Source organism: Micromonospora sp. CA-244673, assembly GCF_050948395.1.
Classification (GTDB): Bacteria; Actinomycetota; Actinomycetes; order Mycobacteriales; family Micromonosporaceae; genus Micromonospora.
In genome coordinates this window covers 4,519,547-4,532,400 of record NZ_CP192019.1, presented here as the reverse complement: position 1 = coordinate 4,532,400, position 12,854 = coordinate 4,519,547, and the positions used below count along the sequence as shown (strand labels likewise).

13 protein-coding genes are annotated in these 12,854 nt (G+C 74.2%); 6 read left to right on the top strand and 7 right to left on the bottom strand.

What is annotated here, in order from left to right; all coding sequences use genetic code 11:
* Positions 1-103: 103 nt before the first annotated feature.
* Positions 104-997 (top strand): hypothetical protein, encoded by an 894-nt coding sequence (locus tag ACQP12_RS21120; RefSeq protein ID WP_433281314.1) that lies wholly within the window; start codon positions 104-106, stop codon positions 995-997.
* Here the strand turns inward: ACQP12_RS21120 and ACQP12_RS21115 are convergent.
* From ACQP12_RS21115 to ACQP12_RS21090, 6 genes are all read right to left on the bottom strand, one after another.
* Positions 987-1,676 (bottom strand): hypothetical protein, encoded by a 690-nt coding sequence (locus ACQP12_RS21115; RefSeq protein WP_433281312.1) that lies wholly within the window; start codon positions 1,674-1,676, stop codon positions 987-989. The genes ACQP12_RS21120 and ACQP12_RS21115 overlap by 11 nt on opposite strands.
* A 33-nt stretch (positions 1,677-1,709) precedes the next feature.
* Complete coding sequence (locus ACQP12_RS21110; RefSeq protein WP_357943557.1) at positions 1,710-2,549, bottom strand: hypothetical protein; 840 nt, start codon at positions 2,547-2,549, stop codon at positions 1,710-1,712.
* A gap of 11 nt (positions 2,550-2,560) precedes the next feature.
* Entirely contained in the window at positions 2,561-3,262 is a 702-nt protein-coding gene (locus ACQP12_RS21105) for a WXG100 family type VII secretion target (protein WP_357943555.1), read from the bottom strand.
* Entirely contained in the window at positions 3,259-3,585 is a 327-nt protein-coding gene (locus ACQP12_RS21100) for a type VII secretion target (RefSeq protein ID WP_433281310.1), read from the bottom strand. Before ACQP12_RS21100 ends, ACQP12_RS21105 begins: the two co-directional genes overlap by 4 nt.
* On the bottom strand, positions 3,582-4,028 hold the full coding sequence (locus ACQP12_RS21095) for a YbaB/EbfC family nucleoid-associated protein (protein WP_357943551.1): 447 nt from the start codon (positions 4,026-4,028) through the stop codon (positions 3,582-3,584). Before ACQP12_RS21095 ends, ACQP12_RS21100 begins: the two co-directional genes overlap by 4 nt.
* A gap of 131 nt (positions 4,029-4,159) precedes the next feature.
* Entirely contained in the window at positions 4,160-5,170 is a 1,011-nt protein-coding gene (locus ACQP12_RS21090) for a LacI family DNA-binding transcriptional regulator (RefSeq protein ID WP_433281307.1), read from the bottom strand.
* Positions 5,171-5,297: 127 nt separating this feature from the next.
* Between ACQP12_RS21090 and ACQP12_RS21085 the strand changes: the two genes are divergently transcribed.
* Positions 5,298-5,882: a CGNR zinc finger domain-containing protein gene (locus tag ACQP12_RS21085; protein WP_433281305.1), complete on the top strand. Its 585-nt coding sequence runs from the start codon at positions 5,298-5,300 to the stop codon at positions 5,880-5,882.
* Between the two features lie 228 nt (positions 5,883-6,110).
* Positions 6,111-6,662, top strand: coding sequence for a DUF5872 domain-containing protein (locus ACQP12_RS21080; RefSeq protein ID WP_433281303.1), 552 nt, complete (start codon positions 6,111-6,113; stop codon positions 6,660-6,662).
* A 97-nt stretch (positions 6,663-6,759) separates the two neighbouring features.
* Here the strand turns inward: ACQP12_RS21080 and ACQP12_RS21075 are convergent, their stop codons facing one another.
* The gene (locus ACQP12_RS21075) at positions 6,760-8,103 is read right to left on the bottom strand and encodes a glycoside hydrolase family 18 protein (protein WP_433281301.1); all 1,344 of its coding nucleotides are present in this window, start codon (positions 8,101-8,103) and stop codon (positions 6,760-6,762) included.
* A gap of 268 nt (positions 8,104-8,371) precedes the next feature.
* On the opposite strand from ACQP12_RS21075, the gene abc-f reads away from it, so the two are divergent.
* From abc-f to ACQP12_RS21060, 3 genes are all read left to right on the top strand, one after another.
* Positions 8,372-10,009 carry a ribosomal protection-like ABC-F family protein gene (gene abc-f, locus ACQP12_RS21070; RefSeq protein ID WP_433281299.1) on the top strand — a complete coding sequence of 546 codons (1,638 nt, stop codon included), beginning with the start codon at positions 8,372-8,374 and terminating at the stop codon, positions 10,007-10,009.
* A 43-nt stretch (positions 10,010-10,052) separates the two neighbouring features.
* Positions 10,053-11,201, top strand: a complete 1,149-nt coding sequence (locus ACQP12_RS21065; RefSeq protein ID WP_433281297.1) for an acyl-CoA dehydrogenase family protein — start codon at positions 10,053-10,055, stop codon at positions 11,199-11,201.
* Positions 11,202-11,307: 106 nt separating this feature from the next.
* Positions 11,308-12,849, top strand: coding sequence for a long-chain-fatty-acid--CoA ligase (locus ACQP12_RS21060; protein ID WP_433281295.1), 1,542 nt, complete (start codon positions 11,308-11,310; stop codon positions 12,847-12,849).
* Positions 12,850-12,854 lie beyond the last annotated feature (5 nt).

The following is a 12,854-nucleotide window of genomic DNA, read 5'->3' as shown; positions in this document are numbered from 1 at the left end:
GACATCCCCTCCCTCGGCCCGCCGGTTACCCGGGCGCCCGCGGGCCACACCCGGCCGGCTCCGGGGTTCGCCGTCGTTCGCGGGCCGATGGTATGAATGCACCGTGGCGTCGTCGCAGAACGAAGACCTGATGGGCAACGTCCGCACCCTGGTCGAGGACGCGCTGCCGGCTCGACTGCCGGGCGCGCGCGTCGCGGCCGACCACGACGAGATCGTCGTCGCCGTCCCCGGCGGCCGGGCCCGGGTGTCCCTGGTCCCGCTGCTGCGCAGCTGTCTCGACCAGCCCCGGCAGGCGTGGCCCGACCTGGTGGCCGACTGGGTCGCGGCGGTACGCCGGGAGCTGCCGGACAGCGTCTCCGCCGATCTGGGGCCGGTCGACGTCGCGCAGCTCCGGCTGCGCCTCACCCCGGCCGCCGCGACCACGGAGGCCGACGACTACCTGGCCGTGCCGTACGGCGGGCACTTCACCGCGACGGTGGTGGTGAACCGCCCCGAGCGGTTGGACCTGCTGACCCTCGCCCAGGCCGCCCGGCTCGGCCGCGAGCCCGCGGAGCTGGTGCGCATCGCCGTGCGGCAGACCGTGGAGCACGAACTGGCCACCCTCGACGTGCGCGACCACGAGCTGCCCGGCGGTGGGTCGGTGCGCCTGCTCGCCGCCGACGGCAACCCGTTCGTGACGACCGCCCTCATGTCGGTCAAGCGGTTCCTGCCCGAGGGCGCCGAGCACGGCGCGCTGGTGGCGGCGCCGCAGTACAGCGCGGTGCTGCTGCACCGGGTGGACAACCGGGTGCGGGACGCCGTGGTGGCCCTGCACCGGCTGACCGCTTCGATGTTCGAGGCCGCCCCCGACCCCTGTTCCGAGCGGGTCTTCTGGTGGCACGGTGGCGAGTTCCACCCGGTCCGCGTCGTGCCGGGGGAGCCCGGGGGGGCCGTGCAGGTGCGGCTGCCCGAGGCGCTGGCGCCGGTCGTGGCGCGGCTGGACCGACCTACGGGGTGAGCGCCGCGTCGAGCTTCCGGGCGGCCAGCGCCTGATCCCGTTGCGCGGTCAGGAAGCGGAGCGCGGCGTCCCGCTCCCCGTCGTGCCAGGCCCGCACGAGCTCGTCGTAGAACGCGGCCTGCTCCGCCAGCTGCCGCGCGCCCGTGCCGGAGGACTCGGCCGCCCGCTCCCGGCACAGCTCGGCGAGCTGGGTCGCCGGCTCGACGGGGGAGGCCGTGCCGTTGACGACCCGCCAGCCGGGCAGCTGGTGCCAGTGGGTGCGACGCCGCCGCGGATCCTGGGCAAAGTCGCGCTCGGCCACGTCGGCGAGCCGCTCGGCCGGCCACTTGTCGATCTTCTCCAGGCCGGCGTCCAGCACGAACCGCCGGGCCTGCTCCACCGCCTCGTCGCTGGACAGGTCGACCGTCGGCGGACCGGACCGGACCTCGTCCATCCGGACGCCGTACGTCATGATCCAGCTGGTGAAGGGCGCCACCAGCGGCTGCACCCCGGCGGCCACCCAGCCCACGGGCCGGGTGGGCGAGCCGGACCAGCCGATCCAGGCCAGCGACCACCCCAACGGCTCGCGCGCCAGCACCGTGTCGAGGCCGCCGCCCCGCGGCGTCCACTCGCCCGGCAGGTCGGGGCGCAGGTCGGTGAGGAGCTGCCGCCACCGCCGCGCCGTGTCAACTGAGGACATACGCACCTTTCCCGGGTCGGTGACCGGGCGCGGTCAGTCTACGCTCAGCGGGCGCTGCGTCGGCCGTAGCTCCTCCGGCGGCTCGGGCAGGCCCAGCACCCGCTGCACCTTGTTGGCCCAGCTCGGCTCGATGCCGGTCTTCAGGCCGGTCTTGAGGTCGTAGGCGTGCGCGACCTCCCAGTCCAGCTCGTCGGTCGCCGCGTCCTTGTACTGCCGCTCGAGGATGACGTCCGGCCGGAAGTCCTGGTCGGTCACCTTGGGCGTCTCCACGCCCTGGGCGTCGTAGCCGACCTCGGTGCGCAGCCGGAAGCCCGTCTCCGGGTCCAGCATCGAGGTCGCCTCGCTGTCGATCGCGTTGGCCAGCCCACGGTGGGCCTCGGTGCCCATCGCCGTACGCTCCACGATGAGGTCCGCCACGTCCTCCGGGTAGCCCTTCTCGATGAGCTTCTCCCGCTGCCGCTGGTAGCCCTCCCGCTGGAGGATCGAGTCCCGGTTCTGGTCGACGTGGTCCCACGCGTCGTCGACCATGTCCTGGAGCTGATCGGCGATCTGCTTGCGCGCCTTGGCGATCTCCTCCAGGCTCTTCGGGTCGTGCTTGTCCAGCTCCGGGTCGTTCTGGGGGCGCTGCGCGTCGGCGTCGCCCTCGGTGGGCTTGCCGTCGGTGGACCTCGGCCCGCCGGGCCGGCCGCTCTCCGCCGCCTCGGTGACGGCCCGGTGGGTCTCGGCGACCGTGGTGGGCCTGCCGTGCTGGCCGCCGCCGCGCTGCCGGGGCACACCGCCGTCGCCGACCTCCCCGCCGTCACCGGCATGCCCGCCGTCGCCGACGTTCCCGCCGTCACCGGTGCCGCCGTGCGGTCCCTTGGGCTTCGCCACGATCCCCCCGGTCAGCCGTTGACGAGCTTGGACAGGTTGGTGAGGCTGGTGACGAGCGCCGTGGTGTAGCTCAGGATCCGGCCCGCCCACTTGAGCACGGCGGCGGTGATCTGCGCGGCGATCACCGGGATGGTCACCACGAAGATCGCCTCGACCGCCCAGACGATGACGCGCGCCACGAGATCCGCGATGAGGTCCCGGACGATGTCGCGGGTGAACGAGACGAGGTTCCCGGCGGCCTGGGTGGCGGCCGCCATCGCCGCGGACGCGCCCCCCAGGCCGGCGATCGCGTCCACGTTGTTCTTCATGAGCGACTGGTACGCCTCGGCGGCGTGCCCCCGCCAGTCGGGCAGGTCGCCGGCCAGGTGCGCCTGCAGGTCGGCCGCCATCCGCTGCAGGTGGCCGGCCATGTTGTCCCAGGTCGCCGCGTGCGACGCGACCACGTCGGGCATGCCCGTGAGCCAGTCGAGCATCTCCCGCAGCGGCTCGAAGTATTCCATCGCCCAGCCGATGCCGTTGGCCAGCAACGCGCTGAACGGGTCCAGCACCGTGGCGGCGACGTCCAGCCCGAAGGCCGCCCCGGCGAGCAGGTCGTCCACCCAGCCCTCGCTGCGGATGGCGTCGACCAGGCCCTCGACGCCGTCGGCCAGCGACGAGCCCGTCCACACCTCCCGGGTGGACCGGACGTCGGCGACCAGCGAATCGTCGGTCATGCCCGCAGCCCCCGGCTGATCGCGTCCATCGAGCTCGCCGCGTCACCGTCCGCGCCGTCGTAGTTGTCGGCGGTGCGGCGCAGGCCGTCGGCGACCAGCTTGAGGTTCTCGTCGACGTACGCGACCAGCTCGTCCTGGCGGGTGTGCCGGTCCTCCAGGATCCCCGAGATCCACCCGCAGAGCAGCCCGTACGCCTGGTCGTCCCGCGCGATGTGCGCGCTCGCGCCGCGGACCGCCTCGAACCGGGCGCGCAACCCCTCGACGTACGCGGCGTGCGCGCGGATCTGCTCGGGGTCGGCCGCCCAGCCGGCCGGGCCGCTCATCGCTGCCAGCCGTGGCCGTCGTAGGAGCCGGGCTCGCCCCCGCCGGGGTCCGGATCGGGGCGCAGTTGCCGGCCCACCCGCTCGGCGATGGCCCGGGCGGCCGCCGACCCGGTGCCGACCGTCTCCGCGATGATCTCCTGCGACCGGTCGGCGAGCTGCCCCTTCGCCCGGCGGATCGCGTCCATGACCGCCTGGGCGACGACCTCGGGGGAGACCCGCTGGATCTGCCGGCCCAGGCGCAGGTCCAGCAGCGCGCCGCTGGAGTCGACGGTGACCTCGGCCAGCCCGTTGTCGTCCTCGGCCGTGACCCGCAGCTCCTGGAGGCGGTCGCTCATCGCCTTGGTGTCCGCGGCGAGCTTGTCGATGCGGCCCTTCCAGGCCCGCATCTGGTCCATGGCGCCGTCCGGGTCCAACACACCGCCGCCGCTCAGAGCCCCGCTCACCATGCGCCTCCCCCGAGTCGGCCCGGTTCCCGTGAAGGCTGCTGATCCCAGCACCTCGCAGGGCGGCGTCGATTGTAGAACACGCCTTCACATCCGCGTGCCGCGCCGAAACCACAGTGGACCCGGGGCGGTCACCCGGCCGGGCGGGTGCTCTCCCGGGGCAGGATCGCGTGCGGCGCGGTGATCCGGGCGGGCGGGGCGTCCGGACGGTCCAGCCGGGCGCTGACCAGCGCGACCGCCTCCCGGGCGAGGAACGTGGGATCGGCGGAGACGGAGGTCAGCGTCGGTCGGGAGTAGCGGCCCTCCTCGCTGTCGCCGAACCCCATCACGGCCAGGTCCGCGGGCACCCGCAGCCCGGCGTCGGCGGCGGCCCGCAGGGCGCCGATGGCGAGTCGATCGGAGTAGCAGAAGAGGGCGTCCGGGCGGTGCTGGTGCGCGAACAGCCACCGGGCGGCCTGGTAGCCGTCCTCGTAGCGATGCTGGGCGGTGGCCCGCAGGTAGCCGGCAGGTGGGTCGAGTCCGGCCCGGCGGACCGCCCGCTGATAGCCGAGGGTGCGGGGCTGCGCCGGCCGAGTGGCCTCACCCGGGCGGGCGCCGATGGCGGCGATCCGCCGCCGCCCGGTGCGCAGCAGGTGCTCGACGGCGTCCGTCGCGGCGCGGGCGCCGTCGAGAGCGACCTGGTCGCAGCGCGGATCACGGCTCTCGCCGAGCAGGACGAGGGGAGTGCCGGTGCCGAGGTGGGCCTCGATCAGGCCGGGCGGCACCGTGTCCGTGGCGATCAGGACGGCGTCAACGCCCGGCGGCGCTCCCGGGTGCGCCGAGGGTTCGGGACGCCCGGTGGCGGGGCCGAGATGCTCGACGACGACCCGGAAGCCCTGGCCGGTCGCCGCCCGGACGACCTCACGCGCCAACCCCTGCAGGCCGGGCGCCTCGATGTCGGGAACGATGAGCGCGAGCAGACCGGTGCGGCCGGTGCGCAGGGTGCGGGCCGCGAGGTTGGGGCGGTAGCCCAGCTCGCCGACGGCCGCCCGCACACGGCGACGCACGTCGTCGCTGACGTGCGGGTGGTCGTTGATGACGTTCGAGACCGTCTTCACCGACACGCGGGCGTGCCGCGCCACGTCCCTGAGCGTGGTGGCCACGATCCGTCCTCTCACTCCGCCCTTCTGACACCAGCCAACCGCCTTCGCTGGTGTACACACCCGACGATCCCAGAGCGAGCTACACCGGTCAAGGCACTACGCTGGTGTGGACGGGAGGGAGAACGAGGTGAGCGACGAACGACCGGTGCCGGCCGCCGTGCGGCTGGTGCGCGACTTCGTCAACACCTTCGAGCCGCAGGTCGACGAGGAGTTGCTGACCACGCCGGACGCGTTGCGGGACTGGCTCACCGAGCGAGGGGTGATCCCCGCGGGCGCGCGGCTGGGTTCGGCGGACCTCGCCGTGGCCCGTACGGTCCGCGAGGGCCTGCGGGCGGTGCTGCTCGGGCACGCCGGCCACCCCGCCGACCCCGGGGCGCTGCGCCGCCTCGACGAGGCCCTGGCCGCCATGCCCGTGCGGATGACGCTCGCGGGCGGCGGTCCGCGCCTCGTCCCCGCCCGGACCCGGCCTCTCGACGTGGCGTTGGCCGCCCTGGTCGAGGCGATCCGGCAGTGCGCGCAGGACCAGGTGTGGACCCGGCTCAAGGTGTGCGACCGGGACACCTGCCGGTGGGCCTACTACGACGCCTCCCGCAACCAGGCGCGGCGCTGGTGCTCCATGGCCGGATGCGGCAACTACGTCAAGATGCGCCGGGCCTACGCCGTCCGCCGCGACCGCCGGTCCCGGACGCCGGACACCGGCCGGGACGGCTGACCCGGCAGCCGGGCGCGCCGCCCGGCCGGCCCTGAGCACGGCGAGCGCGGTCACGACCGTGCGGTGCCGCGCCGGCCACCGGCAGCGCGCGGGCGGCATCGACCTCGAAGGGCGGCCCGCGGGTCGCCGACCCGGTCGCTGGCGTGGGCCAGGAAGCCTGCGGCGGGATCGGCGCCGGTGACGCCGGCCGGACGCATGTGACCCGCCGTCGGCGGGAACGCCTCCCGCATGGCCAGGTACACGAAGCCCGAACTCCGGGAGCGGCTCAAGGGGGAGATCCAGGCCTCCGACAAGGGCGGCCGGCCGGGGCAGTGGTCGGCACGCAAGTCGCAACTGCTCACCAACGAGTACAAGAAGCGCGGCGGGGGCTTCGAGGGACCCAGGGACCAGCGGCAGCGGTCACTGCAGCGCTGGGGCGCCGAGGAGTGGCAGACCCGGTCGGGCTCCACCCGGGCGCGCCGTAACGGTGAGACCGCGCGCTACCTGCCGAAACGGGCGTGGGAACAGCTTTCGGACGAGCAGCGGCGCGACACCGACACGAAGAAGCGGCAGGCATCCCGGTCCGGACGGCAGTTCGTGGCCAACACCGGGCCGGCGAAGCGCGCCCGTAAGGAGGCCGACGCCGCCGGATCCCTGTCGGACCTGCCGCTCACGGAGGCGGTCAAGCTGGTCCGTGGCCTCGACACCCGCCAGCTTCGGGCGGCGCTGCGGCGCGAGCGCGGTGGCAAGGACCGCAAGACGCTCGTCCAGCGGCTGGAGTCGGAACTGGCCCGGCGCTGACGAGGGTCGGGCCCGCCGGCAGCGAGCGGCCGGCGGGACGGCGCCGGCCCCCGCCGCGGGCCCGGAGGGCGGCCCGCGGCGGGGGCGGCGGGCCGCGCTACGGCGTCGTGAGACCGAGGCTGATCGTCCTGGTCAACGTCGCGTTGTCGTCGTCGCCGTCGAGCGACCAGACCATCGCCCCGGCCAGGCCGGCCCGTCGGATGTAGAGCGTCTTCTGGAGCACCACCACCGGATCGTCGTACGTCCAGAGGGTCGTGCCGTCGAACAACCAGGCGTGCCCGGCGCGCAGGTCGCGGTGGACGGTGTAGCCCTTCCCGGCGAGGGTCTTGAGCTGCTTGTAATCCTCGGAGCCGGCCTCGAAGGTGGCCGGCGCCGGCCCGGCCGCGGGCTGGAACAGCCCGTCCCCGCCCCCGGTCACGCCGGTCCAGCCGCGCCCGTAGTAGGGGATGCCCAGCACCAGCTTCCCGCGCGGCGCCCCGCGGGCGAGCCAGCCGTCGATCGCCACCTCGGCGGAGAAGTCCGGGTCGTCCGGCGCGCCCGCCGGCACGCGCAGCGCCGACTGCTGGTTGGTCACCGGATCCCAGGAACCGTGGAAGTCGTATCCCTGCACGGTGGCGAAGTCGAGGTACCGGAAGATCTTCCGGCCCTCGTAGCCGGCGTCCATGGTGGCCGGGTTCGCCGGCAGGAACGCGGTCAGCGCGTAGTGCCGGCGGGCCTGCCGGCCGTACGCGTCGAGCTGCCGGCGGAACTCGGCGAGCAGCTTGGTGAAGTTCTCCCGGTCCTCGGGGCGGATCACGTTGCCCGGTTCACCGGGCCAGTTCGGCCACTCCCAGTCCAGGTCGACGCCGTCGAAGACGCCGGCGGCCGCGCCCGGGCCACCGCTGCCGCCGTCCAGGACCGGCAGGTTCCCCTTGAGGTAGAGGTCGATGCAGGAGGCGACGAACGCGCGGCGGGAGGCGTCGGTGCGGGCGGCGTCGGAGAGGTACGTCGACCAGCTCCAGCCGCCCAGCGAGATGAGCACCTTCAGGTCGGGGTGCCGCGCCTTGAGCTTGGCCAGCTGGCCGAAGTTGCCGTTGAGCGGCTCGCCCCAGGCGTCGGCGACGCCGTCGACGCTCTCCTCCGCCGGGACGGTGCGCTGGTAGTCGGCCCAGGCGTCCCCCTCGCCCGGCCCACCGTCCACATAGCAGCGCCCGTCGGCGCTGATGTTGCCGAAGGCGTAGTTGACGTGGGTGAGGCGGCTCGCCGCCCCGGACGTGTCGAGCTTCTTCACCGGGAAGGCCCGGCCGTAGATGCCCCACTGGGTGAAGTAGCCGACCCGGTGGTACCCGGTCCGGCGGGCGGAGCCGTCCGCCGCGCTCGCGGCGCTCGGTGGGCCGGCGGTGATCAGCAGGGTCGACAGGGCGACGAGGGCGGTGAGGCGGCGGTGGCGGAACGGTCGCATCGGCACTCCCACGGCGGACGGAGCGGGATTAGTTAAGAGACCTTTCTGATCGATGAAGCTAAGCCGGTCGGCAATCGAGGTCAAGAGCGCCGCGCGGAGTTGCTAGGCTGGTGGGTGCGCGCGCCGAGAGACCGCGCCGACTCGAAGGAGACAGACATGACGGGCGACGACGACATCTCCGGGTGATCCCGGCCCACCTCGTCGCATCCCTGTCTCGTCATCCGGGCGGCCGTGCCCTGCCCGGCTCAACCCTTGAGGGTCTCTTTCCATGTCCGACACCTGTGTCGTGTGCACCAACCTCTCCTTCTCCTGGCCGGACGACACCCCGGTCTTCCAGGACCTGTCCTTCACCGTGCCGCCCGGCCGCACCGGCCTGGTCGCGCCGAACGGCGCCGGCAAGACCACGCTGCTGCGGCTCATCGCCGGCGACCTCACCCCCACCGGTGGCGCCGTGACCGTGGACGGCGTCCTCGGCTACCTGCCGCAGAACCTGCCCCTCGCCGGCGACCTGACCGTGGCCCAGGTGCTGGGCGTCGACGCGGTGCTCGGGGCGCTGCACGCCATCGAGTCCGGTGACGCCGCCGAGGAACACTTCACCACCGTCGGCGACGACTGGGACGTGGAGGAGCGCAGCCGGGCCGAACTCGACCGGCTGGGTCTGGGGGACGTCCCGCTCGACCGGCGGCTGGCCACCCTCAGCGGCGGGCAGGTCGTCTCCCTCGGCCTCGCCGCGCAACTGCTCCGCCGCCCCGACGTGCTGCTGCTCGACGAGCCGACCAACAACCTCGACCTCGACGCGCGGCACCGCCTCTACACGGTGCTCCAGGAATGGTCCGGCTGCCTGGTGCTGGTCAGCCACGACCGGGCCCTGCTGGACCGGATGGACCGCATCGCCGAACTCGACCGCGGGGAGGTGCGCCTGTTCGGCGGGAACTTCACCGCGTACGAGGAGGCCACCCGGGCGGCCCGGGAGGCGGCCGAGCGCACCGTGCGCGGCGCCGAGCAGGAGGTGAAGCGGGAGAAGCGGGAGATGCAGCAGGCCCGGGAGCGGGCCGAACGCCGGGCCGGCAACGCCGCCCGCAACCTCGACAGCGCCGGCCTGGCCCGGATCGTCGCCGGCGGGCTCAAGCGCAGCGCCCAGGAGTCGGCCGGCCGGTCCCGCCAGACGCACGCCAACCGGGTGAGCGAGGCCCAGTCCCGGCTCGACGAGGCCAGCAAGGCGCTGCGCGAGGACCAGGCGCTGACCGTCGACCTGCCGGAGACCACCGTGCCCGCCGGCCGGACGGTCGTGGCGGGGGAGCGGATGCAGGTCCACCACGACGGGCGGGCCGTCTTCGCCGGGGACGGGGTGGACCTCACCATCCGGGGGCCCGAACGGATCGCCCTGACCGGGCCCAACGGCGCCGGCAAGTCCACCCTGCTCCGGCTGCTCCAGGGCGATCTCGACCCGGAGGGCGGCCAGGTACGCCGGGGCGAGGGCCGGGTCGCGTACCTGTCGCAGCGGCTGGACCTGCTCGATCCGGACCGGACGGTCGCGGAGAACTTCGCCGCGTACGCCCCCGACCGGCCGCCAGCCGAGCGGATGAACCTGCTCGCCCGGTTCCTCTTCCGCGGCGCGCGGGCCCACCTGCCGGTCGGCGTGCTCTCCGGCGGCGAACGCCTGCGGGCCACCCTCGCCTGTGTCCTGTACGCGCAGCCGGCGCCGCACCTGCTGCTGCTGGACGAGCCGACCAACAACCTCGACCTGGTCAGCGCGGGCCAGTTGGAGAACGCCCTGGGCGCGTACCGGGGGGCGTTCGTGGTGGTGAGCCACGACGAGCGGTTCCTCGCCGAGATCGGCGTGCGGCGGTGGCTCCGCCTCGACGCCGGCCGGCTCCGCGAGGTGCCCGCGCCCGATCCGGCCTGAGCGGGTCTGGACGGACTTAAACTTGCGCCGCTAGTTTAAGCCGATGGACCTTCAGCTCTCCGCCGAGCAGGTGGCGGCCCGCCGGCTCGCCGCCGAGTTCGTCGACCGGGAGGTCGTGCCGCACGCGGCGGCCTGGGACCGGCGGGAGGAGGTCGACCCCGACATCGTCGGGAAGCTGGGGCGGCTCGGCTTCCTCGGGCTCACCGTCCCCGAGGAAGCCGGCGGGTCCGGCGGCGACCACCTCACCTACTGCCTCGTGCTGGAGGAGCTCGGCCGGGGCGACTCGGCCGTCCGGGGCATCGTCTCGGTGTCGCTCGGGCTGGTCGCCAAGTCCGTCGCCGCGCACGGGTCGGCCGCCCAGCGGGAGGAGTGGCTGCCCCGGCTCTGCTCCGGCGCGGCGCTGGGCTGCTTCGCGCTCACCGAACCGGACAGCGGCTCGGACGCCGCCGCGCTGCGTACCCGGGCGGTCCGCGACGGCGGCGACTGGCTGATCACCGGCACGAAGACGTTCATCACCAACGGCACCACCGCCGACGTGGCGCTGGTCTTCGCCCGCACCGGCGGCCCCGGGCACCGGGGCGTCACCGCGTTCCTGGTGCCCACCGGGGCCGCCGGGCTCACCCGGAGGCAGATCCACGGCAAGCTCGGCCTGCGCGGGCAGGCCACCGGTGAACTCCGGTTCGACGCCGTCCGGGTGCCCGACTCGGCGCGCCTCGGCCCGGAGGGCGGCGGTTTCCGGCTCGCCCTGGCCACCCTGGCCAAGGGCCGGATGTCGGTGGCCGCCGGCTGCGTCGGCATCGCGCAGGGCTGCCTGGACGCCGCGGTCGGCTACGCCGGGCAGCGCAGCCAGTTCGGCAAGCCCATCGCCGGCCACCAGCTCGTGCAGCAGCTCATCGCCGGCATCGCCGTCGACACCGCCGCCGCCCGCCTGCTCGTGTGGCGGGTGGCCGACCTCGTCGACCGCGGCGAGCCGTTCGCCACCGAGGCCTCGATGGCCAAGCTGTTCGCCAGCGAGGCCGCCGTCCGCGCCGCGAACAACGCCGTCCAGGTCTTCGGCGGGTACGGCTACATCGACGAGTTCCCCGCCGGCAAGTACCTGCGGGACGCCCGCGTCATGACCCTCTACGAGGGCACCAGCCAGATCCAGCAACTGCTCATCGGACGCGCGCTCACCGGCGTCAACGCCTTCTGACCACAGGACGAACCCACCGACCCGGGGAGGGATCCGGCATGAGGAGCTACGCCCGCATCGAGAGGTCGGCCGCGTCGACCGGCCGCCCGTTCCGGAGGGCGGCCCGGTGACGGCGCTGTCCCTGGCCATGGTGCTGTCCGAGGCCGCCCGCCGGCACCCGGACACCGTGGCCGTGGTCGACGGCGACACCCGGGTCAGCTACGCCGAGCTGTGGCGGCAGGCCCGTGGCTACGCCGCCGGCCTGCGGGAGCTGGGCGTCGCACCGGGCGATCCGGTGGCCCTGCTGGCTCCGAACGTGGTCGACTTCCCGCGGGTCTACTACGGCGCCCTGGCCGCCGGCGCGGTGCTGGTGCCGGTGCACCTGCTGCTGACCGTCGACGAGGCGGTGCACGTGCTCCGCGACAGCGGCGCGAAGCTGCTGGTCTGCCACGGCTCGCAGCTCGCCCTGGGCGCGGCGGCCGCCGCGGCGGCGGGCGTCCCGCTGGTGACCGTCGGGCCGGGCGGCACCGGCGTGTCCCGGCTGGAGGAGGTGAGCGAGCCGGTGCCCGCGCTGCCGTCGTACGTCACCCGGCAGGCCGAGGACACCGCCGTGGTGCTCTACACCAGCGGCACCACCGGCGTGCCCAAGGGGGCGCTGCTCACCCACCTCAACCTGGTCATGAACGCCACCGTCAACGTCTTCGACGCCAACGACGCACGCCACACCGACGTGGTGCTCGGCTGCCTGCCGCTGTTTCACAGCTTCGGCCAGACCGTGGCGATGAACGGCACCTTCCGCGTCGGCGCCACCCTGGTGCTGCTGAGCCGGTTCAGCGGGCCGGCCGCCGTCGACCTCATGCTGGCCGAGGGGGTGAACGTCTTCCACGGCGTGCCGACCATGTACGTGGCGCTGCTCGACGCCGCCCGGGACCGGGCCACCCTGCCCCGGCTGCGGCTGTGCGTCTCCGGCGGGGCGTCGCTGCCGGTGGCCGTGCTGGAACGGTTCCACGCCGCCTTCCACACGACGATCTTCGAGGGTTACGGGCTCTCCGAGACCTCGCCCACGGCGACGACCAACCAGCCGCACTTCGGCACCCGGCCCGGCACCATCGGGCACCCGGTCTGGGGCGTCGAGGTGGAGATCGCCCGCGCCGACCTGGACGACCGGATCGAGCTGCTGCCGACCGGCGAGCTCGGCGAGATCGTCATCCGCGGGCACAACGTCTTCGCCGGCTACCTCGGCCGGCCCGAGGCGACCGCGGAGGCGGTGGTCGACGGCTGGTTCCGCAGCGGCGACCTGGGACGCAAGGACGCCGACGGGTTCATCACCATCGTGGACCGCAAGAAGGACCTCATCATCCGGGGCGGCTTCAACGTCTACCCCCGCGAGGTCGAGGAGGTCCTGGCCCGGCACCCCGCCGTCGGCCAGGTGGCCGTGATCGGCGTGCCCGACCCCCGGCACGGCGAGGAGGTCTGCGCCGTGGTGGTGGCCGATCCGGCGGGCCCCGGCCTGCCCGCCGAGCAGGAGCTGATCGACTGGTCCCGCGCACACCTGGGCCGCCACAAGTACCCGCGCCAGGTCCGCTACGTCGACGCGCTGCCCATCGGGCCGAGTCACAAGGTGCTCAAGCGGGAGCTGCGTCGCACGGTGGCGCCGCCGGTGGACTGAGCACT

Coding starts and splice junctions, on each gene's coding strand:
- ACQP12_RS21115 (WP_433281312.1), bottom strand. CDS start 1,676: ATGTCCTCAGTTGACACGGCGCGGCGGTGGCGGCAGCTCCTCACCGAC.
- ACQP12_RS21065 (WP_433281297.1), top strand. CDS start 10,053: ATGGACCTTCAGCTCTCCGCCGAGCAGGTGGCGGCCCGCCGGCTCGCC.
- ACQP12_RS21075 (WP_433281301.1), bottom strand. CDS start 8,103: ATGCGACCGTTCCGCCACCGCCGCCTCACCGCCCTCGTCGCCCTGTCG.
- ACQP12_RS21100 (WP_433281310.1), bottom strand. CDS start 3,585: ATGAGCGGCCCGGCCGGCTGGGCGGCCGACCCCGAGCAGATCCGCGCG.
- abc-f (WP_433281299.1), top strand. CDS start 8,372: ATGTCCGACACCTGTGTCGTGTGCACCAACCTCTCCTTCTCCTGGCCG.
- ACQP12_RS21105 (WP_357943555.1), bottom strand. CDS start 3,262: ATGACCGACGATTCGCTGGTCGCCGACGTCCGGTCCACCCGGGAGGTG.
- ACQP12_RS21080 (WP_433281303.1), top strand. CDS start 6,111: ATGGCCAGGTACACGAAGCCCGAACTCCGGGAGCGGCTCAAGGGGGAG.